24 protein-coding genes are annotated in these 23,412 nt (G+C 69.5%); 11 read left to right on the top strand and 13 right to left on the bottom strand.

The window, feature by feature from the left end; all coding sequences use genetic code 11:
• Positions 1 to 2 precede the first annotated feature (2 nt).
• From ACIBK0_RS24105 to hemL, 5 genes are all read right to left on the bottom strand, one after another.
• Positions 3 to 764 carry a cytochrome c biogenesis CcdA family protein gene (locus ACIBK0_RS24105; RefSeq protein WP_399083953.1) on the bottom strand — a complete coding sequence of 254 codons (762 nt, stop codon included), beginning with the start codon at positions 762 to 764 and terminating at the stop codon, positions 3 to 5.
• Between the two features lie 21 nt (positions 765 to 785).
• Positions 786 to 1,409 (bottom strand): TlpA family protein disulfide reductase, encoded by a 624-nt coding sequence (locus ACIBK0_RS24100; RefSeq protein ID WP_399083498.1) that lies wholly within the window; start codon positions 1,407 to 1,409, stop codon positions 786 to 788.
• A gap of 66 nt (positions 1,410 to 1,475) precedes the next feature.
• Positions 1,476 to 2,723, bottom strand: coding sequence for a hypothetical protein (locus ACIBK0_RS24095; protein ID WP_399083495.1), 1,248 nt, complete (start codon positions 2,721 to 2,723; stop codon positions 1,476 to 1,478).
• Between the two features lie 210 nt (positions 2,724 to 2,933).
• Complete coding sequence (locus ACIBK0_RS24090) at positions 2,934 to 3,635, bottom strand: histidine phosphatase family protein (RefSeq protein ID WP_399083492.1); 702 nt, start codon at positions 3,633 to 3,635, stop codon at positions 2,934 to 2,936.
• Positions 3,632 to 4,948 carry a glutamate-1-semialdehyde 2,1-aminomutase gene (gene hemL, locus ACIBK0_RS24085; protein ID WP_399083489.1) on the bottom strand — a complete coding sequence of 439 codons (1,317 nt, stop codon included), beginning with the start codon at positions 4,946 to 4,948 and terminating at the stop codon, positions 3,632 to 3,634. The genes ACIBK0_RS24090 and hemL overlap by 4 nt, the downstream gene beginning before the upstream one ends.
• Positions 4,949 to 5,521: 573 nt before the next feature.
• On the opposite strand from hemL, the gene ACIBK0_RS24080 reads away from it, so the two are divergent.
• Both ACIBK0_RS24080 and ACIBK0_RS24075 read left to right on the top strand, forming a co-directional pair.
• On the top strand, positions 5,522 to 6,154 hold the full coding sequence (locus ACIBK0_RS24080; protein WP_399083486.1) for a hypothetical protein: 633 nt from the start codon (positions 5,522 to 5,524) through the stop codon (positions 6,152 to 6,154).
• Between the two features lie 322 nt (positions 6,155 to 6,476).
• A complete protein-coding gene (locus ACIBK0_RS24075; protein WP_399083483.1) occupies positions 6,477 to 7,025 on the top strand; it encodes a hypothetical protein in 549 nt (182 codons plus the stop codon).
• Between the two features lie 137 nt (positions 7,026 to 7,162).
• Here the strand turns inward: ACIBK0_RS24075 and ACIBK0_RS24070 are convergent, their stop codons facing one another.
• Positions 7,163 to 8,977 (bottom strand): APC family permease, encoded by a 1,815-nt coding sequence (locus ACIBK0_RS24070; protein WP_399083480.1) that lies wholly within the window; start codon positions 8,975 to 8,977, stop codon positions 7,163 to 7,165.
• A 434-nt stretch (positions 8,978 to 9,411) separates the two neighbouring features.
• Here ACIBK0_RS24070 and ACIBK0_RS24065 point away from each other — a divergent pair, with 434 nt between their 5' ends.
• The 5 genes from ACIBK0_RS24065 (at position 9,412) to ACIBK0_RS24045 (ending at position 13,876) form a co-directional block, all read left to right on the top strand.
• Positions 9,412 to 10,188 (top strand): hypothetical protein, encoded by a 777-nt coding sequence (locus ACIBK0_RS24065; protein ID WP_399083477.1) that lies wholly within the window; start codon positions 9,412 to 9,414, stop codon positions 10,186 to 10,188.
• Positions 10,189 to 10,322: 134 nt separating this feature from the next.
• Positions 10,323 to 10,988: a class F sortase gene (locus ACIBK0_RS24060; RefSeq protein ID WP_399083474.1), complete on the top strand. Its 666-nt coding sequence runs from the start codon at positions 10,323 to 10,325 to the stop codon at positions 10,986 to 10,988.
• Between the two features lie 104 nt (positions 10,989 to 11,092).
• Positions 11,093 to 11,404, top strand: coding sequence for a hypothetical protein (locus ACIBK0_RS24055; RefSeq protein WP_399083471.1), 312 nt, complete (start codon positions 11,093 to 11,095; stop codon positions 11,402 to 11,404).
• Between the two features lie 10 nt (positions 11,405 to 11,414).
• Positions 11,415 to 11,594, top strand: a complete 180-nt coding sequence (locus ACIBK0_RS24050) for a DUF397 domain-containing protein (RefSeq protein ID WP_399083468.1) — start codon at positions 11,415 to 11,417, stop codon at positions 11,592 to 11,594.
• 2 nt (positions 11,595 to 11,596) lie between these two features.
• On the top strand, positions 11,597 to 13,876 hold the full coding sequence (locus tag ACIBK0_RS24045) for a serine/threonine-protein kinase (RefSeq protein WP_399083465.1): 2,280 nt from the start codon (positions 11,597 to 11,599) through the stop codon (positions 13,874 to 13,876).
• On the opposite strand, the gene ACIBK0_RS24040 is transcribed toward ACIBK0_RS24045, so the two are convergent.
• Positions 13,877 to 14,410 carry a GNAT family N-acetyltransferase gene (locus tag ACIBK0_RS24040; protein ID WP_399083462.1) on the bottom strand — a complete coding sequence of 178 codons (534 nt, stop codon included), beginning with the start codon at positions 14,408 to 14,410 and terminating at the stop codon, positions 13,877 to 13,879.
• A 240-nt stretch (positions 14,411 to 14,650) separates the two neighbouring features.
• Between ACIBK0_RS24040 and ACIBK0_RS24035 the strand changes: the two genes are divergently transcribed.
• Positions 14,651 to 14,971, top strand: coding sequence for an ATP-binding protein (locus tag ACIBK0_RS24035; protein ID WP_399083459.1), 321 nt, complete (start codon positions 14,651 to 14,653; stop codon positions 14,969 to 14,971).
• Positions 14,972 to 15,010: 39 nt separating this feature from the next.
• On the top strand, positions 15,011 to 15,778 hold the full coding sequence (locus ACIBK0_RS24030) for a transglutaminase domain-containing protein (protein WP_399083456.1): 768 nt from the start codon (positions 15,011 to 15,013) through the stop codon (positions 15,776 to 15,778).
• Between the two features lie 109 nt (positions 15,779 to 15,887).
• Here the strand turns inward: ACIBK0_RS24030 and ACIBK0_RS24025 are convergent, their stop codons facing one another.
• The gene (locus ACIBK0_RS24025) at positions 15,888 to 16,736 is read right to left on the bottom strand and encodes an alpha/beta fold hydrolase (protein ID WP_399083453.1); all 849 of its coding nucleotides are present in this window, start codon (positions 16,734 to 16,736) and stop codon (positions 15,888 to 15,890) included.
• A 202-nt stretch (positions 16,737 to 16,938) separates the two neighbouring features.
• Between ACIBK0_RS24025 and ACIBK0_RS24020 the strand changes: the two genes are divergently transcribed.
• On the top strand, positions 16,939 to 17,445 hold the full coding sequence (locus ACIBK0_RS24020; RefSeq protein WP_399083450.1) for a MarR family winged helix-turn-helix transcriptional regulator: 507 nt from the start codon (positions 16,939 to 16,941) through the stop codon (positions 17,443 to 17,445).
• Between the two features lie 195 nt (positions 17,446 to 17,640).
• Here the strand turns inward: ACIBK0_RS24020 and ACIBK0_RS24015 are convergent, their stop codons facing one another.
• From ACIBK0_RS24015 to ACIBK0_RS23995, 5 genes are read right to left on the bottom strand one after another with little or no spacing between them, the layout of a single operon-like run.
• On the bottom strand, positions 17,641 to 18,309 hold the full coding sequence (locus ACIBK0_RS24015; protein ID WP_399083447.1) for a potassium-transporting ATPase subunit C: 669 nt from the start codon (positions 18,307 to 18,309) through the stop codon (positions 17,641 to 17,643).
• Positions 18,310 to 18,314: 5 nt separating this feature from the next.
• A complete protein-coding gene (gene kdpB / locus ACIBK0_RS24010) occupies positions 18,315 to 20,411 on the bottom strand; it encodes a potassium-transporting ATPase subunit KdpB (RefSeq protein WP_399083444.1) in 2,097 nt (698 codons plus the stop codon).
• Positions 20,412 to 20,449: 38 nt separating this feature from the next.
• The gene (gene kdpA / locus ACIBK0_RS24005; RefSeq protein WP_399083441.1) at positions 20,450 to 22,114 is read right to left on the bottom strand and encodes a potassium-transporting ATPase subunit KdpA; all 1,665 of its coding nucleotides are present in this window, start codon (positions 22,112 to 22,114) and stop codon (positions 20,450 to 20,452) included.
• Between the two features lie 8 nt (positions 22,115 to 22,122).
• Positions 22,123 to 22,212: a K(+)-transporting ATPase subunit F gene (kdpF, locus tag ACIBK0_RS24000; RefSeq protein ID WP_055544543.1), complete on the bottom strand. Its 90-nt coding sequence runs from the start codon at positions 22,210 to 22,212 to the stop codon at positions 22,123 to 22,125.
• Positions 22,209 to 22,394: a hypothetical protein gene (locus ACIBK0_RS23995; RefSeq protein WP_399083437.1), complete on the bottom strand. Its 186-nt coding sequence runs from the start codon at positions 22,392 to 22,394 to the stop codon at positions 22,209 to 22,211. Before ACIBK0_RS23995 ends, kdpF begins: the two co-directional genes overlap by 4 nt.
• Before the next feature lie 329 nt (positions 22,395 to 22,723).
• Here ACIBK0_RS23995 and ACIBK0_RS23990 point away from each other — a divergent pair, with 329 nt between their 5' ends.
• On the top strand, positions 22,724 to 23,278 hold the full coding sequence (locus tag ACIBK0_RS23990; RefSeq protein ID WP_399083434.1) for a hypothetical protein: 555 nt from the start codon (positions 22,724 to 22,726) through the stop codon (positions 23,276 to 23,278).
• Positions 23,279 to 23,412: the final 134 nt, after the last annotated feature.

Here is a 23,412-nt window from a genome sequence, read left to right as displayed (position 1 = left end):
GGTCAGATCCCTACCGTGAAGCCGTCGGACCAGGTTTGCATCTGCTGCACGATGCTGTCCCACGCACCGGTGAGCAGCAGCAGGCCGGTCGCGATCATCATGCCGCCGCCGATCCGCATCACCCAGGTGTAGTGGCGCTTGACCCAGGCGAAGGCGCCGAGCGCCTTGCGGAAGGCGACCGCGGCGAGGACGAAGGGCACGCCGAGACCGAGGCAGTACGCGACGGTCAGTATGGCCCCGCGCCCCGCGCTCGCCTGGTTCGCCGCGAGAATCTGCACGGAGGAGAGGGTCGGGCCCAGGCAAGGGGTCCAGCCGATCGCGAAGAGCGCGCCGAGCAGGGGCGCGCCCGCGAGACCCGCCACCGGCCGCTTGTGGAAACGGAATTCGCGCTGGGTGAGCCAGGGCATCAGCCCCATGAAGAAGACGCCCATGAGGATCATGAGCCCGCCGAGCACCTTGGACAGGGTCCCCTGGTACTCGTGCAGGGTCGAGCCGAAGTACCCGAAGAGCGCTCCGCCGGAGACGAACACCGCGGTGAAGCCGAGCACGAACAGGGCTGCCCCCGTGGCCATCCGCCCCCGTCTGGCGTCCGCCAGATCCGTGCCGCTGACCCCCGTGACGTACGAGAGATAGCCGGGCACCAGCGGCAGTACGCACGGCGAGAAGAAGGAGACGAGTCCGCCGAGCACGGCGACCGGCAGGGCGACCAGCAGGGCGCCGCTGTAGACCGTCTCGTTCTTGCCGGTGGCCTCGGCCAGGGTCATGGCGAGAAGGGACACGTCAGGTCACTTCTCCGCGAGGACGGGGGCGAGCATCTTGCGCAGGCTGTCTTCGCTGAGCGCCTGGAGCGTCCGGGCCGCGACCTTGCCGTCCCGGTCGATGATGAGCGTGGACGGGATCAACTGCGGGTTCAGCGTGCCCTTCTTGAAGCGGAGCATCAGCTTGCCCGTCGGGTCGTACAGGCTCGGGTAGGTGACCCCGAACTCCTTCTCGAACGCCAGGGCCGGGCCGGTGCTGGTGTCGCGGGTGTTGATGCCGACGAACTGCACGCCCTGGTCCTTGGTGTCCTGGGACACCGTCTCCAGGTTCTTGGCCTCGGCGCGGCAGGGCCCGCACCAGGATCCCCAGACGTTGAGGACGACGACCTTGCCCTTGTAGTCGCGGACGTCGAGCTGCTTGCCGTCGATGGTCTTGCCGGAGAGGTCGGGGATCGCCGCCCGCTCTCCCTTGGGGGCGGTGTCGACACCGTTCTTACCGGCGACGAAGTTGGTGTTCCCCGCTCCCCCGGAGGTCCCCCCGGACCCACACGCGGACAGGACGAGCGCGGCGACGGCGGCCCCGGCGGTGAGCAGGGCGGCGCGGCTACGGGTGCGGTTCGGGCGCTGGTCGGCACGGCAGGCGGCACTCATGTGAAAAGTTTCGCATGCCCGTTTCGGGGATCTTCCGCACCCCCCTTGCGGGCGGAAACCCGCATATCAGGCGGCCTGTCCTCCCAGGTAGGACTTCCAGCCACCGGCCGGCTGCTGCCCGACGTCCATCGACTGAAGCCTGGTCAGCATCTCGGGCTTCTGGACATCGAGCCAGTCGACGAACTGCCGGAAGGAGACGAGGCGTATGTCCCCGCCCTTCTCCTTCTCGCGCGCGATGTGCTTGAACGCCTCTTCAACGGCATCCATGTAGATACCGCCGTTCCACTCCTCGAAGTGGTTGCCTATGAAGAAGGGTGCACGATTTGTCTCGTACGCCCGCTTGAATCCGGCTATGTAGGAATTCGTCGCCTGGATGCGCCACGCCGGGTAGTTGTAGGAGGGCGCCTTGGTCGAGTTGATCGACTGGTTGGCGAGGATGTTGTAGTCCATCGAGAGCACCTCGAAGGTGTGCCCCGGGAAGGGCATCGCCTGCAGCGGCAGGTCCCACAGGCCCTTGTTCTTCTGCGGCCAGCGCTGACGGCCGCCGGGCGAGGAGGCGTCGTAGCGCCAGCCGAGCTCCTTGGCGGTGGGCAGCAGGTTGTTCTGGCCCAGCAGACACGGGGTGCGACCGCCGACGAGTTCCTTCTCGTAGTCGAAGGGCAGCGCGGGCAGGTCGGTCCAGCCCGTGTTGGTCCGCCACTCCTTGACGAAGCCCTTCGCCTGGGAGATCTCGCTGCGCCACTGCGCGGACGTCCAGTTGGCGACCGTGCCCGACCCCGCACAGAAGTGGCCGTTGAAGTGCGTGCCGATCTCATGGCCCTCGAGCCAGGCCCGGCGGACCAGCTTCAGCGTCGCCTTGACGTGCTCGTCGGTGAGATAACCGATGTCCGAGGCGCCCCGGGGGTTATTGGGCGGCAAGTACATGCGCTTTTTCGACTCGGGCAGCAGATACAGCCCGGAGAGAAAGAACGTCATGTGCGCGTCGTGGTCTTTGGCGAGTTCGAGAAAGCGGTCGAAGAGGCCGGTCCCGACCTCTCCCGCGCCGTCCCAGGAAAAGATCACGAACTGCGGAGGGGTCTCGCCGGGCTCCAGCGGCTCGGGCTTCTTCGGCTGGTTCGGCTGCTTGCCGGTGTAGGCGGTGGAACCGTCACCGATGGGACGCGCGGGATGTTTGGGGGCACCCGGCTGCCCGCTCCGGGAACCGCCGCCCCGGCTCGGGCCGTCTAGCTGTGCGGTGCCGCACGCGGCAAGTCCCAGCGCGGCCGCGGCACCTGCCCCGAGGCCGATCATTCCCCTCCGGCTGATGTCCCGCATGCGGTCCCCATTTCATCGCGCCCTCTCAGCTGGCTCCCAGCTGGCACCTATTGAGAGGGCGCGATGAAGACGGAGGTTCCGTCAAACTCGCGCATATTTAGCTGATTTTACGAAGTTACGCTCATATAGCACGAACCCATACGCTTTGTGACGGGGCGTACGCCTTAGGAGAGACGTACGCACTCCCGCATCAGTTCCCTGGCGCGGCCGTTACGCGCCGAACGCCTTGCCCTTCCCCTTCACCGGCTTGGCGCCCGCGAGGAGATGGGCCGGGACGAGATCGCGGGCGGGCTCGGCGTAGCCCACGGACACGATCTTGTCGCCCCGGTAGGTGAAGGTCGTCAGGGACGCCAGCGTGCACTGCCGCTTGCGCGGGTCGTGCCACAGCCGCCGCTTCTCCACGAAGGACCGCACGATCCAGATCGGCAACTGGTGGCTGACCAGCACCGCTTCATGCCCGCGGGCGGCATCCTTGGCGGCATCCAGCGCCCCCATCATCCGCACGACCTGCTCGACGTACGGCTCGCCCCATGAGGGCTTGAACGGGTTGACGAGGTGCTTCCAGTTCTCCGGCCGCCGCAGCGCGCCGTCCCCCACCCCGAACGTCTTGCCCTGGAAGACGTTGTCGGCCTCGATGAGCCGCCCGTCCGTCGCCAGGTCCAGACCGTGCGCCTTGGCGATCGGGGTGGCCGTCTCCTGCGCCCGCTCCAGCGGCGAGGCGACGACATGCGTGACATCGCGCGACGCGAGGTGCTCGGCGACCCGGTCGGCCATCTGCCGTCCGAGCTCGGACAGGTGGTACCCGGGCAGTCGCCCGTACAGCACCCCGTCCGGGTTGGCGACCTCGCCGTGCCGCATCAGGTGCACGACGGTGATGTCGCCGTTGCCGGTGGTGTCGATGGTCTCGCTCATGCCGTGGCCTCCGCCGCTGCCCGCGCCGCCGCCGGAAGTGCGTCGGCGATCCGCTGAACCGCCTGCTCGTCGTGGGCCGTCGACACGAACCACGACTCGAAGGAGGACGGCGGCAGATACACGCCCTGCGCCAGCATCGAGTGGAAGAACGCGGTGTACCGGAAGGACTCCTGCGCCTTCGCGTCCTCGTAGTCGCGCACCTGACGGCCGGTGAAGAAGACGGAGAACATGTTGGAGGCGTTCTGCAGCCGGTGCGAGACGCCCTCCTTGGTGAGCGCCTCGGTCACCAGCGTCCGGATCTGCTCCGAGACCGCGTCGACCTTGTCGTACGCGGCGTCGTCGAGCAGCCGCAGCTGGGCGAGCCCGGCGGCGGTCGCGACGGGATTGCCCGACAGCGTGCCCGCCTGGTAGACCGGGCCGGCCGGCGCGAGGTGCGCCATGACGTCCTGGCGGCCACCGAAGGCGGCGGCGGGGAAGCCACCGCCCATCACCTTGCCGAAGGTCATCAGATCCGGACGTACACCATCAATCCCGTACCAACCGGCCTTGCTGGTGCGGAAGCCCGTCATGACCTCGTCGGAGATGAACAGGGCGCCGTTCTTGGCGCACGCGTCCTTGAGGCCCTGGTTGAACCCGGGCGCCGGAGGCACCACACCCATGTTGCCGGGCGAGGCCTCGGTGATCACACAGGCGATCTCACCGGGGTGCGCGTGGAAGGCGGCGTGCACGGCTTCGAGATCGTTGTAGGGAAGGACGATGGTGTCGCCGGCCTGGGCTCCGGTGACACCGGGGGTGTCAGGCAGCGCGAAGGTCGCCACGCCGCTGCCCGCCGCGGCGAGCAGGGAGTCCACGTGCCCGTGGTAGCAGCCGGCGAACTTGATCACCTTGGCCCGCCGGGTGAACCCCCGGGCGAGCCGGATGGCGGACATGGTCGCCTCGGTGCCGCTGGAGACGAGCCGGACCTGCTCGACGGGCTCGACGCGCGCGACGATCTCCTCGGCGAGCGCGACCTCGCCCTCACCGGGCGTACCGAAGGACGTACCGCGGGAGACGGCCTCCTGGACGGCGGCGATGACCTCGGGCTGGGAGTGCCCGAGGATCATCGGCCCCCAGGAACAGACGAGGTCCACGTACTCACGGCCATCGGCGTCGGTCAGGTACGGACCGGTACCGGACACCATGAACCGGGGCGTACCGCCCACGGCACGGAAGGCGCGCACGGGAGAGTTCACGCCGCCGGGTGTGACGGCCGCCGCACGGTCGAACAGCGACTGCGAGGCTGGGGCTTCGTAGGGATAAGGCAGTTCGGTCATGACCTGCGACGTCTCCGACTCCGGGGGGCTGGGGGTGCTTCGAGAGTCCTGTGCGGTACCCGCGGTGTTCGGTGCGTGCCCTCGGCGTGCCGGACGAAGACTCTCGTAGCGGAGCTACTTGGACCTTCGGCCGGTGCGGCGAGGGTGCGTGCCGGGCGCCGCGGGTGCTGTGCAGGACTCTCGAAACACCCCCTAGTGACCTCCTCAGGGTAGGCCAGCGGATCCGGGCGGCCGTGAGCGCAAGAGCGGGGCGGCGTGACCGGAAGAGCGCGGAACCGATGAACGTAGGATCGCCGCTCGACGTACGGCTCCACATACGGAAGATCCCGGCCATCGCGGGGCGCCGTGGACCGATGCGCGGTACGACAACCGGGCGCGGTCCCCCGGCCATCTGCGAAACTGGGACTTCGTACGGACAGCTCACATGATTCATGGTGCTCAGAGCCCGCGAAGATCCTGCGGTCAGGTGTTTCAGTGCACGTTTCGGCGTGCGGCCGTGGGGGAGGTCACTGTCACGATGATCGGGTTGCGTGGCGGGGGTCGCGCGCCTTAGAAAAGCAGTCGGGTGGAGATATGCATCGCGGTGGCGGACTGGGCGAGGGGACCGATGACCTCGGTCCTCGGCGTGCCCGGCGGGGCAGGCACCGGCGCGAGGCGGAGGAAGCGGCCGAGACCCGGGCTGGACAGACACAAGGATCGCAGGGTGACGCCGAGCGGCTCGACCGCACGGTCGAGCGACTGCGGGCGGGGAGCGGGAATGGTGGCCGGGTGGGGGTGACGTACAAATACTTCGGCGCGCCGGACGGAGCGACGGCGGCCCGCGTCCCGATCTCTATGCGCCCCGAGGAACTCGGCGGCGACGAGCTCGGCATGAACGGCATGTTCACCAAGATCAAGCCGGAGACGATGGCCGCGATGGTCCTCACCGGCATCGAGGGCGTCCCCCTCCACAAGGTGCCCCCGCTGGAGCTGGTCGTCCTCCACCCCGACTACGCGGTGGTCAAGCTCCCCATGACCGTCGTGGACCCCTTGCGCGGCATCGGCGAGGAAGCGGTCGGCGCGGCCGCCTTCATCTGGTCCACCGTGCCGGACCGGGGCGGGCCTCGGGACGCCTTCAACGTCTACCAGTTGCTGCACGAGTGGCAGGACTTCAGCCACCGGCTGCATGAGGCGGGGCATCAGCCGTATTGCCTGGTGTGGCCCTGAGCTGGGGTTTCATGGGTTTCATGGGTTTCGGGCGGGGCTCTCGGGTCCCGCCCTCGTCATGTGCCGGGAGGGGCCGTCAGGCGGCCGGGGCACATGAGCATGGGAAACGGCGGCGCAATGGCCCGCTGAACGACTGGCCCTCCCCAAAGCCGCCCCTGCGGTCCAGCCCGGACGCCTTGGCACCTTGGCACCTTGGCACCTCGGCACCGATCAGATTCGGCCAAGCATCAGCTACGCTGACCGCCGCCGCGGTGCGGACGCTGCCCGGGCCGTATGAACCGGAGCTCCTTGCCGGGCACGTTGGCCGGCCGCAGGGGGAGACATGTTCAACAAGCAGCGCCTGACAGTCGTCGGCGTGACAGCGTTCCTGATAGCAGCGCTCGGCGCCTGCAGTGGCGGGGGTGCCGGTGGGACCGACAGCACCGGCTCCGCGACCGCCACCGGTCAGGGCAGCGAGGAGACCACCCGGCAAGCCCCGCCGCAGGCGGACACCGTCTCCGGGCTCCGGGACACCGTCCGGCACCTCTCCCGGCAGACCGTCAAGGCGACCCGGCCGCACATGGTCAGGAGTTGCACGTCAGCCACCAGGCGGGTCAGGCACTCGGCCAGTACGGGCACGGGCACCAAGAGAAAGACCCGCACCTGGTACACCACGGAGCGCTATCAGGACTGCGAGAAGGTCCGCAGCGGCACCGAGACATACCGGCGGGTCGTCCGGCCGGAACGGTGGTGCGTGAGCCTGGACGACGTGGACGGCGACACCGCCAGGGACGACGTCTGGTACCAGGTCACCTACGCGACCTACGACGAAGCCCTCGGCACGCACGAGCACACCCGCATGACGTTCACCCCGACCGGCACGGGCTGCTGAACGCCCGAGGTCCACACGGCGTCCCCGCCTCCCCGGCGGCGTCGCGGCGTCCGACGGCATCGCACGTGTCCTCGTACGCCGTGAATCGCTGGACGACAAGGCCGTCGGGACGTCGTGCTGTAGCCGAGGCAGTCCGGTCACAGGCTCAGCCGGTACGGCACCACGCACACGACGACGTCGGTGCGGGCCCGCAGCACGGTGGCCAGGAGCAGGCCGCGCTGGTTCTGCAGGATCTGGTAGCGGCGGTGGAGGGGCTCGACCTCCGGGATGAGGACGGCGATCTGTCGCCCGCCGTCCGCCGCCCGCTGGACGTACTCGACGATCGGCTGGACGAGCGAGCGCTGCGGGCTGTCGATGATGTCGAGGCGTACGCCCGGGTTCCAGCGGGCCCAACTCTCCTCCAGGGCCCGGGCCCTGGAGGGGTTTCCGTGCACGGCGACCGCGACCACCTCGTCGCCCAGGGCGCGAGCAGCCGTCAGGGCCAGCTGGGTGAGCCTGCTGACCTCGCCGACCGGCACGATGACGAGGGAGTCGGTGACGCGCGGGGGCGGCGGGACCTCACCGAGTCCGAGCTCCCGCCCGACCGCGGTGTAGTAGCGCTGGACGCGGGCGAACAGCAGCATCAGCAGCGGGATGGTGACGACCACCACCCAGGCCCCTTCCAGGAACTTGGTGCTCAGCAGCACCAGGCCCGCCACCGTGGTGAGCACCGCGCCCAGACCGTTGAGCAGCGCGCGCCGCGTCCAGCCGGGCGGACGCTCCCGCGCCCAGTGCCGTACGAGCCCGATCTGGCTGATGGTGAAGCCGATGAACACCCCGATCGCGAACAGCGGGATCATGCGGTGGGTGTCGGCGTCGACCGCGATCAGCAGTCCGGCGGCCAGCAGCGCCAGGGCCACGACCCCCCACCGGTACACCGGCCGTTCCGTGCGCAGTCCGAACAGGTGCGGCAGCCGGTGGTCCTTGGCGAGCAGGCTCATCAGGACGGGCAGGCCACCGAAGCTGGTGTTGGCGGCGAAGGCGAGCGCGAGGGTGACGACGAGGTTCGTCGCGTAGTACGGCCATCCGGTCCCGTAGGCGCCCGCCGTCAGCTGCGCGAGTACGGTCACGCCGCCGCGCGGGGCCACATGGTCGCGGCGGATCAGCATGGCGAGGCCGATCAGCATCAGCCCGAGCAGCGCGCCCAGCATCAGCTCGGTGCGCTGGGCGCGCTTGACGCGCGGTTCGCGGAAGCTCGGCACACCGTTGGCGATGGCCTCGACCCCGGTGAGCGCGGAGCAGCCGGCGGAGAAGGCCTTGAGGAGCAGGAGGATTCCCAACGCCTCCGTGGCATGGACGGGTTGGGCCCGGCCGACGACGGCCACGGGATGGTCGCGGGCCAGCCCGAGCACGACGATGCCGAGGATGCTCACGATGAACAGCACGGTGGGCAGCATCAGCACCCGGGCACTCTCGGCCACGCCCCGCAGATTGACCGCCGTGAGCAGCGCCAGCCCGACGAGACAGATGTCGAGCAGATGCGGGCCGAGGGAGGGGAAGGCGGAGGCGAGACTGGCCGCGCCGGCCGCCAGGCTGACGGTCACGGTCAGCACGTAGTCGATGACGAGACTGGCCGCCGCGAGCAGGCTGACGGTCGGCCCGAGGTCCTTCTTGGCCACCGCGTACGCGCCGCCCCCGTCCGGGTGCGCGGCGATCACCTGTCCGTACGACACGACGAGCACCGCGAGCAGCGCGGCGATGACGACCGTCACCGGCAGCGTGGCGCTCAGCGCGCCCGTCCCGGCGGCGATCAGCACGAGCACGATCGCCTCGGGGCCGTACGCGACCGAGCTCAGCGCGTCCAGCGACAGCGCGGCGAGCCCTTCGAGACTGGTGAGGCGGGACTTGTCGCCCTCGCCGTGCCGCAACGGGACTCTCGGCCGCAGTTCGCGGCGGGCCAGGCCGTACGCCATCGGGGACCTCGCGGTGCAGGGGGCGGGGGCTGTTCGGGGTCAGTGTGACCGGACCCCGCGGCGCGGGGCGTCAAGGACGCGGCGAGAGCGGGCGCGCCCCGAAAATGGGCGGCTCTCCCGCGACTCCCGCGACTTCGACCGGTCCTGACGCCTCCTCGTGTGCGCACTCGTGTTGCGACCGATCGGGTCATACGTACGGCGCGTCGCGCGCCGGAACGCCGCTGCTGAGCTAAGGCGAAACGCCAGGTCAGAAGTGATCCCTGTGGCCGAGGGCAGCCAGCGGGACGCCCGTGGGCGTGGCATCGGAGGTGCGCCAGGTGAGCGGCTCGAGTGGTGAGGGGAGCGGGACGGGCTGACGGTGGATCACGTCGGGGCCTGGTTTTCTCACGCTGACGCGGTGTCAGCAGCCCGGCTGCGACGGAAGGACACCGACGATGCGATCTGCCCGCATGCTCCTCGCTACCGCGACGGCCACGGCCGCTCTGGCGATCGGTGCCCCAGGCGCCTACGCCGCCGCCGCGGGTGACTGGGACAGCAACGACGACTCTTCGTACAGCCAGGAGCACGACACGAACAGCAGCGATGACTCTTCCTACAGCAAGGAGCACGGCAACGGCAGCAGCCACGACAAGCCGAGCGGTGGGATGCACACGGGTGGCGGTGCGCTGACCACGGTGCGCAGTGACGACTCCGGCTCGGGCCACGGCAAGGACGACTCCGGCTCCGGTCAGGGCAAGGACGACTCCGGCTCCGGTCAGGGCAAGGACGACTCCGGCTCGGGCCACGGCAAGGACGACTCCGGCTCCGGCCACGACAAGGGCTCCTCGGACCACGACGAGGACTCGGAGGACTCGTACGGGGGCGACTCCGACTCCGGCCGCGACAAGCCCAAGGGCGGCGTGCACACCGGTGGCGGCGCGCTGGCCCTCCTCAGGAGCGACGACGGGGGCAAGGAGGACGGGGACAAGAGGTTCGACCCGGAGACCTACAAGAACAAGGACTCCGACTCCGACTACGGCAACGACGACTCGGAGGACTCGTACGGGGGCGACTCCGACTCCGGCCGCGACAAGCCCAAGGGCGGCATGCACACCGGCGGCGGCGCGCTCGCCTCGACCGGTGTCACGGCCGGCGGGCTGGCGGTCCTGGGGGTCGCCGGCGCGGGTGCGTTTCTGCTCCGCCGTAAGAGTGCGCAGGGCGGTGTGTCCTGACCGATGTCGGACGACGTAGGTGACATAGACGTCATAACAGCCTGGGCCGCCGTCCGTGCATCGCGCGGCGGCCCGGCTGGCTCTCTTCGTGCCGTATCCGATCCGCTGCCGTGATCCCAGTGAGGTGGTGCCCGATGGCAGCCCGGTTGTCCTCCCTCATCGAGCCCGAACCCGTGCCGCCCAAGCGGGGCTTCCGCCGCGCGGTGACCTGGACCGTGTGGTCCGTCCTGCTCCTGGCCCTCGCGCTGAACCTGTTGGGCGGCCCCGGCAGACCGTCCGCCGATTCCTCTACGCCCGGTACCGCGGCGGCGCACCGGCAGTCGGCCATGGGGTCGAGCGGAAGGCATCTGCCGCGGTCCACCCCGACGCGGCTGCTCATCCCGAAGATCTCCGTGGACGCCCCCTTCACCACCCTCTCCGTCGACTCCGCGGGCAAGCTCGACCCGCCGCCCGCCGACGACACGAATCTGGTCGGCTGGTACGCGGACGGCGCGTCCCCGGGAGAGGCGGGAACCGCGATCATCGCCGGGCACGTCGACACGGCCACGTCCGCCGCCGTGTTCGCGGGCCTCAGCGAACTGGAGAAGGGGGACAAGTTCAAGGTCAAAAGGGCCGACGGGCGCACGGCCTCGTTCGTGGTGGACAGTGCCGAGACCTTCGAGAAGGACGACTTCCCCGACAAGCTCGTGTACGCCGACACTCCCGACGCCGAGGTCCGGCTGATCACCTGCGCCGGCGACTACGACCACACCACGAAGGACTACACCGAGAACCTGGTGGTCTTCGCCCACCTCATGTGACCGGCCCGGGGTGCCGTGTTCGCGCGTCGGCCGAATCGCCCTGAACTCCGTGGTGGTTGAGTTGACGAGGCGGCAGACTCAGGGGTGATCACAAGGAGGACGCCATGCCACCGAGGACCATCCCCACCGCACGTCAGGGGCGTCTCGGTGTGGAGCTGCGCAAGTTGCGCGAAGCCGCGGGTGTGGTGTCCCGTGACGCCGCCGAGTTCCTCGGGACGAGCCAGGCGCAGATGAACGTCGGTGGCAAGGTGACTCAGCTCGACACCGCACAGGTCGACACCGGCAACGGAAGCCTCTTCGTCGACGCCGGCGCCAAGCTGGACCGCCACCGGACCCGCCTTGTGCGCATCGGCAGCACCGCCCTCGCACCCGCCCCATCCCTCGACCTCATCCGGACCATCGCTCAACAACTCTGAAAGGCAGCCCGTGCCCTCGGCCCTCCACTGGCAGAAGTCGTCGTTCTCCTCGGGCGACAGCGACGAAGACTGCATCGAAATAGCCTCCTCCCCCACCACCCTCCGTCTCCGGGAAAGCGACCGCCCCACCACGATCCTCACCCCCACCCCTGGCGCTCTTTGCGCCCTGCTCGACGCGGTGAAAGCCTGACCGTGCGCGGACGACGACTCGACAACCGATACGAACTGATCGAACTCCTCGGCTCCGGCGGCATGGGCGAGGTCTGGCGGGCCCGGGACGAGGAGCTGGACCGCGAGGTGGCGGTCAAGATCCTCCTCGCGGCGAGGGACGACGCCGCGGACCGCGACGAGGCGCTCGCGCGATTCCGGCGCGAAGCCCGGGTCGCCGCGTCCCTCGACAGCCCCCACATCGTCGCCGTGCACGATCACGGAACGGACGGCGAGAGCCCGTACCTCGTCATGGCGCTCGTCGAGGGGCGCACACTGGAGGAGATCCTCCGGGAGAGCGGGCGCGTACCGGTCGATGACGCGCTGCGGTGGATCGCGGATGTGTGCCGGGGGCTGAGCGCGGCTCACTCCGCCGGTGTCGTGCACCGGGACATCAAGCCCGCCAACATCATGGTCACCGGCGAAGGCGTCGCGTCCGTGGCGAAGATCGTCGACTTCGGGATCGCCAAGTTCACCGAATTCCGCGCCAGTGACCCGCGGTTGACCCACACCGGTCAGCTTCCCTTCGGCAGTGTTCAGTACATGGCGCCCGAGCGCTTCCATCAGCGGCGAGGGGACGGACGTACCGACCTGTATGCCGTCGGGTGCGTGCTCTACGAACTCCTCGTCGGCAGACCCCCGTTCGTCGGTGACGCGGCGGGCATCATGTACCACCACCTGCACGACGAACCTCTGCGGCCGAGCCGGGCCCGTACCGAACTCACCCCGATCGTGGACCGGTTGGTCCTCGACCTCATGGCCAAGGACCCGGACGACCGACCCGCCGACGCGGCGGCGGCGCTCAGGCGCATCGAAGCAGTGGCGCAGCCGCCGGCCCCTCCTGCTCCCACTCCGTCAACGGCGCCCACACCGGCACCGGAACCGGAACCGGAACCCGCACCCGCACCCGCACCCGCACCCGCACCCGCCGTCGTACGGGAATCAGATCCCGAAGACGCCAGGCCGCCCGCGCCCACCCCGCAACGGGTGTCCAAGGAGGCCGCGGAAGAACCCCCGCGCCGCACCCGCCGCACCCCCGTGCTCGCCACCGCCGCCGCGCTCCTCGCCGTCGGCATCCCCGCCGGGATCGGCCTGGGCATGTCGTCCTCGGACGGCGACGACAGCGACGGCCGGGGCCAGGCCCCCGCCGTCGGCAAGACCTCGGCCGCCCCGACCACGTACACGCTCGGCGTCGGTTACGCCTGGGGGGAGGACGAGGACGGACAGGTGCCCAAGATCCGCACCCAGGTCGTCAAGGCCGCGCTCGAGGAGGCCGAGCGGCGGGCGAAGCGGAAGATTCCCGTGAACGTCGTCGCCGTGGAGGACTACGGGCAGACGCCGGCCGAGAAGCTGCTGGAGCAGCATCCCGGGATGATCGCCATGGTCGGCGACATCGGGGACTTCGCGAGCGCCAAGGTCGACTGGTCGCCGCAGATGGCGATGGTCGACACCTGTAGGGACGGGGGCCGTCCTGACTACGAATACGCCCTTCCCGCGACGGAGTTCGAGGTGGGGCAGCAGGCGGGCCGCTATCTCAAGGGGGCGTACGACGTCGGCAAGGTCGTGGAGACCTCGGACAGTTACTGGGACACGGACACCGACAAGGACACCTTCGGGCACGGGCTGCGCGCGGCCGGGCTGACCGCGCTGCCGTTGCCCTCGCAGAAGGGTTCCGACGAGATGACCAGGAGCGGGATCGCGTCGGACCTGGACACGTCGCGGCCGGACGCCGTGACCGTGGCCGATCTGCGGGCCGGCGGCGGGGAGGAGCACATCGTCCCGGCCGCGCGGAACCGCGGCACGCTGCTCGCCGTCCACGCCAGTTATGCGTCGGCCTGCGACATCTCGGACGACTTCGAGATGTTCGCCAGGCAGGACAAGCAACTGCCCGACGGAAGCCTTCGTTTCCGTACCTTCAACGTCGAGGCACAGAAGCCCGACTGCACCGATTTCCCCAAGCTGTGCACGGACGACGCCGAGCTGAAGAAGCTGCTGAAGTACCGCGGCACGGCCGAGCTGTACGACGCCACGCTCGCCGTTGCGGCGGGGATCGATCAGGTGCTGGGCGATGAAGAGGATGAACGGCCGGGCGCCGACAGCGCTCGTACTCGGCTGCGGGCCACCCTGGAGACGGTGGAGACCGACGGGCTCCTCGGGCACTACGCCTTCAAGGGGCACCAGGCGCAGGGCCGTCCGGTGTGGGTCGACCGTCTCGTGGGCGGCAAGTGGAAGCAGCTGGGGACGGTCGAGCGGCTCACCGGGTGATCAGGACCGGGCGGCCTCCAGGGTGATCCAGAAGCGGTCCTCGCCGTGCATCCGGCCGTCGGGGACCCCGCCGTTGGCCCGTATCACCCGACGTGACGGTTCGTTGTCGACGTCGCAGGTCAGCAGGACGCGGTCGAGGCCCAGGCTGCGGCATTCGGCGAGGCCCGCCGCGAGCATTCTCGTCGCGTGTCCCCGACGGCGCCACGGCCGGACGACGTGATAGCCGACATGGCCTCCGGCCTCGGCCAGCTCCGGTGTCAGCCGCTGCCGTACGACGAGCGAGCCGATGTAGTGCTCACCCGAGACGTACCAGAACAGGGTGGACGGCACGCCCCAACGGATCTGTTCGCCGCGGCGCTGTGCGACGAAGGCGTCGAAGTCGTCGGCCGCCGCGCCGAGCCATTCCATGGGCCTTCCCTCGGCCACGCAGTCGGCGCGCTCACCGGCCAGGTAGGAGTCGCGTACCGCTGCCGTGGGCCACACCAGGCGCGGCGGTTCCGTCAGTTGGGACGGACGGGTCAGTTGCGTCGTCATGCGGTTCAGTGTCGGGGTTACGTCCGGCGGCCGGGCAGTATTTTTTCACAGGGCTTCGCCGGACTGGCGCTCCGGCACGAGCAGCAGTCCGCCGAGAGCTGGAGCGCGTGGAGACCGTCGGCGATCCGTACCGGCTGCGGCAGGTCGTCGAGAACCTGCTGTCCAACGCGCGGACGCAGACTCCGGCGGGCATCCCCGTCCACGTACGCGTCGGAACGGTTCGCGTCGGCCCGGCCACCGGTGGGGGGGGACCGGCCGGGCCGCATCAGCCCGTCGCCGCCGCTGCCGTACGGCACCGCCGCCGGCGTGCTGGAGATCGCCGGCGAAGGGCCGGGCCTGGACCCCGAGGACGCCCAGCGCGTCTTCGAGCGCTTCTACCGGGTGGACCGCTCCCGGTCCCGGTCGCACAGCCGGGGCGGCAGCGGGCTCGGGCTCGTCATCGTCGGCGCGATCGCGCGGAGGCACGACGGCCACCTGGAACTGGACACCGCGCCGGGGAAGGGCTTGTACGTTCCGACGGGTTCTGCCGCGGGCCTGAACTCGGGGGCCGGGGCCGTGTGATGATGGCGGGGATCGGCCCACGGGGACAGGGGGACGGACATGACCAGCCGCTTGTTGATGCCGTGCCGGCGCGCGGATGCCGCACCGGCCGGGACGTCCGAGCCCGTAGGCGGCTCGACCCGGCCCACCGCGATCCTGGACCGGGAACACTCGGCCGTCCGGGCGTTGGTGGAGCGGATCCCGGGGAACGGCGACGCACGCGAGGCACTGCGCGTGGCCCACGGGATCATCGCGCGGGAGGTGCGGCCCGTCTACTCCGTGGACGACCTGCGCCGCGCCTCACGGACGCTGGAGCTCGGGCGCGGCTCGTGCAGCCAGCGGATGGCGGTGCTCGAAGCGGTCGCGCGGGCGCTGGACGTTCCCACCCGGGTGCGGGGACTGCTGGTGGACGGCTCCTTCTGGTATCCACGCTTCCCTCGCCTCAAGCCGCTCGTGCCGGAACAAGTCCTGCTCGCGTGGCCCGAGTTCCTCCTGGAAGGAGAATGGGTCCCGATCGCCGAACTGTTCGGAACCCTGACCGAGCTGAGCGCGACATCCGGCGGGTTCACCAACAAGGGCGGTGAGACGCTCTTCGACGCGGTGGCCCGTACGGCGATCGACTGGGACGGTGCGGCGCCCGCGAGCTGCGCCGGCCCTCCCGGAGCGGTCTGCGACCTCTCCGCCCAAGTCCGCCTGGACCTGGGCCACTTCACCTCCCGCGACGAACTCTTCGCCCGACACGGGCAGACGTTGTGCCTGCCGGCGCGGACGCTTGCGGAACCGGTGCTGGGGCGGTGGAGCGCGGGGGCGCGCACCGCCATGGGCTGAGGCAGGGAACGGCAACGGCTCCCACCGGCGGGAGCCGTCTTCTTGGATCCGCTCCCCCACTCCCGGGTCGCCGCTGATCCCGTTCAGCCGTCCGACGTCCGTGCGGGCGTCAGCGGGTGGTGGCGTGGGCGGCCTGCTCGATCAGGCGGGTGACCGCAGCCGGCTGCGAGACCGAGACAGCGTGGGAGGCCTTGACCTCGACGGTGTGCGCGTGGGCGCGGTCGGCCATGAAGCGCTGGGCGGCCGGCGGGATGTTGTAGTCCTCGGTGGCGATCAGGTCCCAGGACGGAATGGTCTTCCAGGCGGCTTCGGTGGCCTTCTCCTCCAGGGCAGAGGCAGCGACGGGTCGCTGGGTGGCAGCCATCAGGTCGGTGACCGACTTGGGCACGTCGGCGGCGAACTGATCGTGGAACTTGTCGGTCTTGATGTAGAGGTCGGTGCCGGTGCCGCCGCCGGACAGGGGGAAGGGCACGGAGTTCAGGGTGGGTCCGAGGGTGCTGCCGGGGAACTTGTCGGACAACTCCAGCGCGCTCTCGCCCTTCTCGGGGGCGAAGGCGGCGATGTAGACCAGCGCCTTGACGTCCGGGTCGCCCGCGGCGGCCTGACTGATCACTGAGCCGCCGTAGGAGTGACCGAGGAGCACGATCGGTCCCTGCACGCTCTTGAGGAAGCTGCGCAGGTAGTCCGCGTCGCTCGCCAGCCCGCGCAGCGGGTTGGCCGGGGCCACGACCGGATAGCCGTCGTGCTGCAGGCGCTTGATCACACCGTTCCAGCTCGAGGCGTCCGCGAAGGCGCCGTGTACCAGCACGACCGTGGGCTTCTTCCCCGACGCGCGGTGCTCGGCCTTGGCGGCGTTGGCCGGAGTCGTGGCCGTCAGGGTGAGTGCCGCCACGCCCGCGACGGCGCTCAGCACAGCGGCGCTCTTGAGAGTGGAACGGAAGACGGTCTTGAGGTTCATGTGGCTCTCCTTGAGACGCATAGCTCGACACCGGCCCCGCCGGCGCTTCCCACCGCCCTGTTCGGGGCGACGTCGAGAAACCTAGCGCACGTTTATCTTGTGCACAAGGTAAACGTGCACGAGACACTCGGGCCCATGGGAGATGCGACAATGCCTCCTGGTGACCGTCCGGCGCCCCGCACCAAGGAAGGCGAGAGCAACCGTGAGCGACAACGAAAGCCGCGCATCCGCACCCGGCGACCCCGGTGAGCCCCCGCTGCCCCTGGAGGACCACTTCTGCTTCACCCTGTACGCGGCCTCGCGAGCCGTGACCAGCGCCTACCGGCCCCTGCTGGACGAGCTGGGGCTGACCTACCCCCAGTACCTGGTCATGGTCGTGCTCTGGCAGCGCGGCACGGCGTCCGTCAAGGATCTGGTGGCCGCCCTGCAGCTCGACTACGGCACGCTGACGCCGCTGATCAAGCGCCTCGAGGCGAACCGGCTGCTCAAGCGGCAGCGGCGCGCGGACGACGAGCGGGTGGTGGAAGTGGCCCTGACCCCGGAAGGGACCGCGCTGAGCCGGCGTATCCGCGCCGTCCCCCTTGCGATCGGGGACGCCATGGGCCTGACCCCCGAGGAGTTCGGGATCGCGCAGGACCTGCTGCGCCGGCTGACGGCCAATGTCGCCCGCCACACCAGCGGTGCCGAGCCGGCGGAGGCGGCCTCCTGAGGCTCGCCGACGTCGCCTCGTACCGGGCCGACTCGCCGGCCCCGCCTCCGGGTTCTTCTTCGCCGACGACGAGCGACACCGGTGTTGCATGGAGGCCGGTCAGCGAGCAGCAACAACCGGCGTCATGGCGAGGGGAGTTGACGAACACAAGGGGTACCCTCGGCCGCCGACTCCCGCATGGTGCGCGTCATGCCATCAGCCCTTCGGCACGAGTTCCTTGAGCGCGACGTTGAGTTCGAGGACGTTGACGGTGGGCTCGCCGAGGAAGCCGAGGGTGCGGCCGTCGGTGTGCTCGTCGACCAGCTTCTGGACCCGGGCGACGGACAGGTGGTTCTGCTCCGCGACGCGGTGGACCTGGATGTCCGCGTACTCCGGGGAGATGTCCGGATCCAGCCCCGAGCCGGAGGACGTCACCGCGTCGGCAGGGACGTCGGACGGCTTGACCTTGTAGTCCGCGGTCGAGTTGTCCTTGACGACCGCGGCCTTGGCGTCCTCGACCCACTTGATCAGGTCGGCGTTGTCACCGGAACGGTTGGTGGCGCCGGACAGGATCAGCTTGTACTGCGTGTTGACCGAGTTCACGCCCAGCCCGTTCTGCGGGCGTCCCTGGAACCACTTCAGGTCGGGCTCCGGGGTCTCCTGGCCCTTCTTCAGCGGCAGGTTGTACGCCTGGCCGATCAGCGAGGAGCCGACGACCTGGCCGTCCGCCTTGATCTCCGAGCCGTTCGCCTTGTCGGAGAACAGGCCCTGGGCGACCCCGGTGACGGCGAGCGGATAGAGGACGCCCGTCACCACCGTGAGCACGAGGAGGGCTCGCAGGCCGGCCCAGAGCAACCGGGCAGTGTTCGTAACCGAGTTGTTCATGGCGATCAGCCGATTCCGGGGATGAGGGAGATGAGCAGGTCGATGATCTTGATGCCGATGAAGGGAGCGACCAGTCCGCCGAGGCCGTAGATCCCGAGGTTGCGGCGGAGCATCCTGTCGGCGCTGACCGGCCGGTACTGCACACCCCGCAGGGCGAGCGGCACCAGCGCGATGATGATCAGCGCGTTGAAGATGACCGCGGACAGGATCGCGGAGTCGGGCGAGGACAGGTGCATGATGTTGAGCTTGTCCAGGCCGGGGTAGACCACCGCGAACAACGCCGGGATGATCGCGAAGTACTTCGCGACATCGTTGGCGATGGAGAACGTCGTCAACGCGCCTCGGGTGATGAGGAGTTGCTTGCCGATCTCGACGATCTCGATGAGTTTGGTCGGGTTCGAGTCGAGGTCGACCATGTTGCCGGCCTCCTTGGCGGCCGACGTACCCGTGTTCATGGCCACGCCGACATCCGCCTGAGCGAGCGCGGGCGCGTCGTTCGTACCGTCACCGGTCATCGCGACGAGCTTGCCGCCCGCCTGCTCCCGCTTGATCAGCGCCATCTTGTCCTCGGGAGTCGCCTCCGCGAGGAAGTCGTCGACGCCGGCCTCGTCGGCGATCGCCTTGGCCGTCAGCGGGTTGTCACCTGTGATCATGACGGTCTTGATGCCCATGCGGCGCAGCTCGTCGAACCGCTCGCGCATGCCCTCCTTGACGACGTCCTTGAGATGGATGACGCCCAACACCCGGGCGCCGTCCGTGTCCGCGATGGCCACCAGCAGCGGCGTACCGCCTGCCTCGGAGATCCGGTCGGCCAGCGTGTCGGCGTCCGCGGACACCTCGCCGCCCTGCTCCTTCACCCAGGCGACGACCGAACCGGCCGCACCCTTGCGGATCTTGCGGCCGTCGACGTCCACACCCGACATCCGGGTCTGAGCGGTGAAGGCGATCCACTCGGCGCCCGCCAGCTCGCCCTGGTGCCGCTCGCGCAGCCCGTACTTCTCCTTCGCCAGTACGACGATGGAGCGGCCCTCGGGCGTCTCGTCGGCCAGCGAGGAGAGCTGAGCGGCGTCGGCGACCTCGGCCTCGGTGGTGCCGGTGACCGGCACGAACTCGGAGGCCTGGCGGTTGCCGAGGGTGATGGTGCCGGTCTTGTCGAGGAGGAGCGTCGAAACGTCGCCCGCGGCCTCGACTGCCCGCCCGGACATGGCCAGTACGTTCCGCTGCACCAGCCGGTCCATGCCCGCGATACCGATCGCGGAGAGCAGCGCGCCGATGGTGGTGGGGATCAGGCAGACCAGGAGGGCCACCAGGACGACCATCGTGAGGTGCGTGCCCGCGTAGTCCGCGAAGGGCGGCAGGGTGGCGACCGCGAGCAGGAAGACGATGGTGAGCGACGCGAGAAGGATGTTCAGCGCGATCTCGTTGGGCGTCTTCTGCCTTGCCGCGCCCTCGACCAGGGCGATCATGCGGTCGATGAAGGTCTCGCCCGGCTTCGTCGTGATCTTGATGACGATCCGGTCGGACAGGACCTTCGTACCGCCGGTGACGGCCGAGCGGTCGCCGCCGGACTCACGGATGACGGGGGCCGACTCACCGGTGATCGCCGACTCATCGACGCTCGCGACACCCTCGACGACGTCACCGTCGCCCGGGATGATGTCGCCCGCCTCGCAGACGACCAGGTCGCCGACACGCAGCTCGGTGCCGGGCACCTGCTCCTCACGGTCTCCGACCAGACGCCGGGCGACCGTGTCGGTCTTGGCCTTGCGCAGGGTGTCCGCCTGCGCCTTGCCGCGGCCCTCGGCCACCGCCTCCGCCAGGTTGGCGAAGATCACGGTCAGCCACAGCCAGGCGCTGATCGCCCAGCCGAACCAGTCGCTCGGGTCCTTGAAGGAGAAGACCGTCGTCAGCACCGAGCCGACGAGGACCACGAACATCACGGGGGACTTGACCATCACCCGTGGGTCGAGCTTGCGGAAGGCGTCCGGCAGCGACTTGATCAGTTGCTTGGGGTCGAACAGACCCGCGCCGACGCGTCCTTCGTCCTTGTGGCCGGTCGGCACATCGCTGTGCGGCGCCCGAGTCGCAGTGGCTGTGGACATCGAGTCCTCTTGCTTCTCTGTACGAGTCGTAGGAGTGGTCATGACGCCAGCCCCTCGGCCAGCGGACCCAGCGCCAGGGCCGGGAAGTAGGTCAGACCGGTGATGATCAGAATCGCGCCCACCAGCAGACCGGTGAACAGCGGCTTCTCGGTCCGCAGGGTGCCCGCGGTCGCCGGGACCGGCTTCTGCTCGGCGAGCGAACCGGCCAGCGCGAGCACGAACACCATCGGCAGGAAGCGGCCGAGCAGCATCGCGATACCGATCGTGCTGTTGAACCACTGCGTGTCCGCGTTCAGACCCGCGAAGGCCGAGCCGTTGTTGTTGGCGCCCGAGGTGTAGGCGTACAGGATCTCGGAGAAGCCGTGCGCCCCGCTGTTGGTCATGGAGTTGCCCGGGGTCGGCAGGGCCATCGCCGCGGCGGTGAAGACGAGCACCAGCGCCGGGGTGATGAGGATGTAGCAGGCCGCGAACTTGATCTCGCGGGTGCCGATCTTCTTGCCCAGGTACTCGGGGGTGCGGCCGACCATCAGGCCGGCGATGAACACCGCGATGATCGCCATGATCAGCATGCCGTAGAGCCCGGAGCCGGTGCCGCCTGGCGCGATCTCGCCGAGCTGCATGCCCAGCAGGGCGATGCCGCCGCCCAGGCCGGTGAACGAGGAGTGGAAGGAGTCCACCGCACCGGTCGAGGTCAGCGTGGTCGACACCGCGAAGATCGAGGAGGCGCCGACACCGAAGCGGTTCTCCTTGCCCTCAAGCGCGCCACCGGCGATCTGGAACGCCGGGCCGTGGTGGGCGAACTCGGTCCACATCATCAGGGCGATGAAGCCGAGCCAGATGGTGGCCATGGTGGCGAGGATCGCGTAGCCCTGGCGCAGCGAGCCGACCATGCGGCCGAAGGTCCGCGTCAGCGCGAACGGGATCAGCAGGATCAGGAAGATCTCGAAGAGGTTGGAGAAGGGGCCGGGGTTCTCGAAGGGGTGTGCGCTGTTGGCGTTGAAGTAACCGCCGCCGTTCGTGCCCAGCTCCTTGATGGCCTCCTGCGAAGCGACCGCGCCGCCGTTCCACTGCTGCGAGCCGCCCATGAACTGGCCCACGGAGTGAATCCCGGAGAAGTTCTGGATCGCGCCACAGGCGACCAGGACGATCGCGGCGATGACGGAGATCGGCAGCAGGATGCGGATCGTGCCGCGCACCAGGTCGGCCCAGAAGTTGCCGAGCTCACCGGTGCGGGAGCGGGAGAAGCCGCGCACGAGCGCGACGGCCACCGCGATGCCGACAGCCGCGGAGACGAAGTTCTGGACGGCCAGACCGGCGGTCTGCACGACGTGGCCCATGGCCTGCTCGCCGTAGTACGACTGCCAGTTGGTGTTCGTCACAAAGGACGCGGCGGTGTTGAACGCCTGGTCCGGGTCGATGGACGAGAAGCCGAGCGAGCCGGGCAGGCTGCCCTGGACGCGCTGCAGCAGGTAGAGGAAGAGGACGCTGACCGCCGAGAAGGCGAGGACGCCGCGCAGGTACGCGGGCCAACGCATCTGTGTGTTCGGGTCTGCGCCGATGCCCTTGTAGATCCACTTCTCGACGCGCAGGTGCTTGTCGGAGGAGTAGACCTTGGCCATGTAGTCGCCGAGGGGACGGTAGGCGAGTGCCAGTGCCGCTATGAGCGCGAGCAGCTGGAGCACGCCGGCGAGGACGGGGCTCATGTTGCTGCTCAGAACCTCTCCGGGAAGACGAGGGCGAGGACGAGATAGCCCAGCAGGGCGACGGCCACGATCAGGCCGACGATGTTCTCGGCAGTCACAGCTTGGTCACCCCCTTGGCGACGAGGGCCACCAGCGCGAACACCGCGATCGTGGTGACGACGAAGGCCACGTCGGCCATCGTGAGCTCCTGGATGAGGTTCGGATTGAACTGACGCTTCAGAGGAAAACGCCTCCGTGGCCGGATTCGTCCGTCGTTGACGGCTCCCTTACGGGGGCCCATCCGCCCTTGACGCATCTCTTACGGCCGAGGTCGGAAACGGCGGAACCGCGGCCCGCGACCCCCGTCAGGAATGCCGGAACCGCAGTCGGCAGATCACCGCGTCCGTGTCCCGGCGGAGCGTCCATGTCCCGGCGGACGGCCTGGGCGACGACGGCACCCCGCCGGTTCTGCAGCAGCCGCTGCCACACCCGGTCGGCTCGACCTCGGGGATCCTCCTGCGCGTTCTTCGCGCCGAACCCCGGGCCTTGTCGCATCCTTGACGCCGATGCCCGTCAGAGACCCGTCAAGGCATGCTGACTCCGGGCTCCCCCGTCTCTACCGTCGGTCTCATGGAACGCCGCAACGACGCGCGTGACGTGGCCGACGTACACGCGATCCCTCTCGCGGAGGTTGCACACGACCGCCTGTGGGCGCGGGACGTGCTCGGCTCGATCCGCTGCTCGGCCGCCCTCCTCGCCCTTCTGCTGCTGATCGACCGGGCCGCCGGCACCCTGACGGACCTGCGCGCCCTGCTGTGGGTCACGCTCGCGGTGCTGCTGTTCCTGGTGCTGTACCCCTCCCGGGTCTCCGCCGGTGAGGGCTGGCTGAGCTCCCGCGGACTGCTCCCCGCGCGGCGGGTGCGCACCGATCACCTGGTGTCCGTTCGCTCTCTGGACGGCGTCGGACAGCGGCTCGTCCTGCGGGACACCTTCGGCGCGCGGGTCGAGATCGACCCCCGGGTCCTGGTCGCCAACCCCCCGTTGTGGCACCGCCTCGACGAGGACGCTCGCGTCTCGGCCCTTCGTGGCTCGCTGACCTGCGGGGCAACCGAGCTGCGCCGCGTGTCGGAGCGGATCGACCGTGAGACGGCGCAGACGGTGTTCAAGGTGTCGGGGCTGGACTGACCCGCAGTCAAGGTGTCGGGGCTGGACTGACCCGCAGTCGAGGTGCCGGGGCTGCACCGACCCGCGTCCGGGGTGAACCGGGCCGTCCGGCCGGGCGGCCACTTCCCGCTTCGCGCACGGACGCCTTTTTGCTC

The organism is Streptomyces sp. NPDC050564 (assembly GCF_044457265.1).
GTDB lineage: Bacteria > Actinomycetota > Actinomycetes > Streptomycetales > Streptomycetaceae > Streptomyces.
The sequence above is the reverse complement of the archived record's forward strand: the minus strand, read 5'-3'. Positions and strand labels throughout refer to the sequence as shown.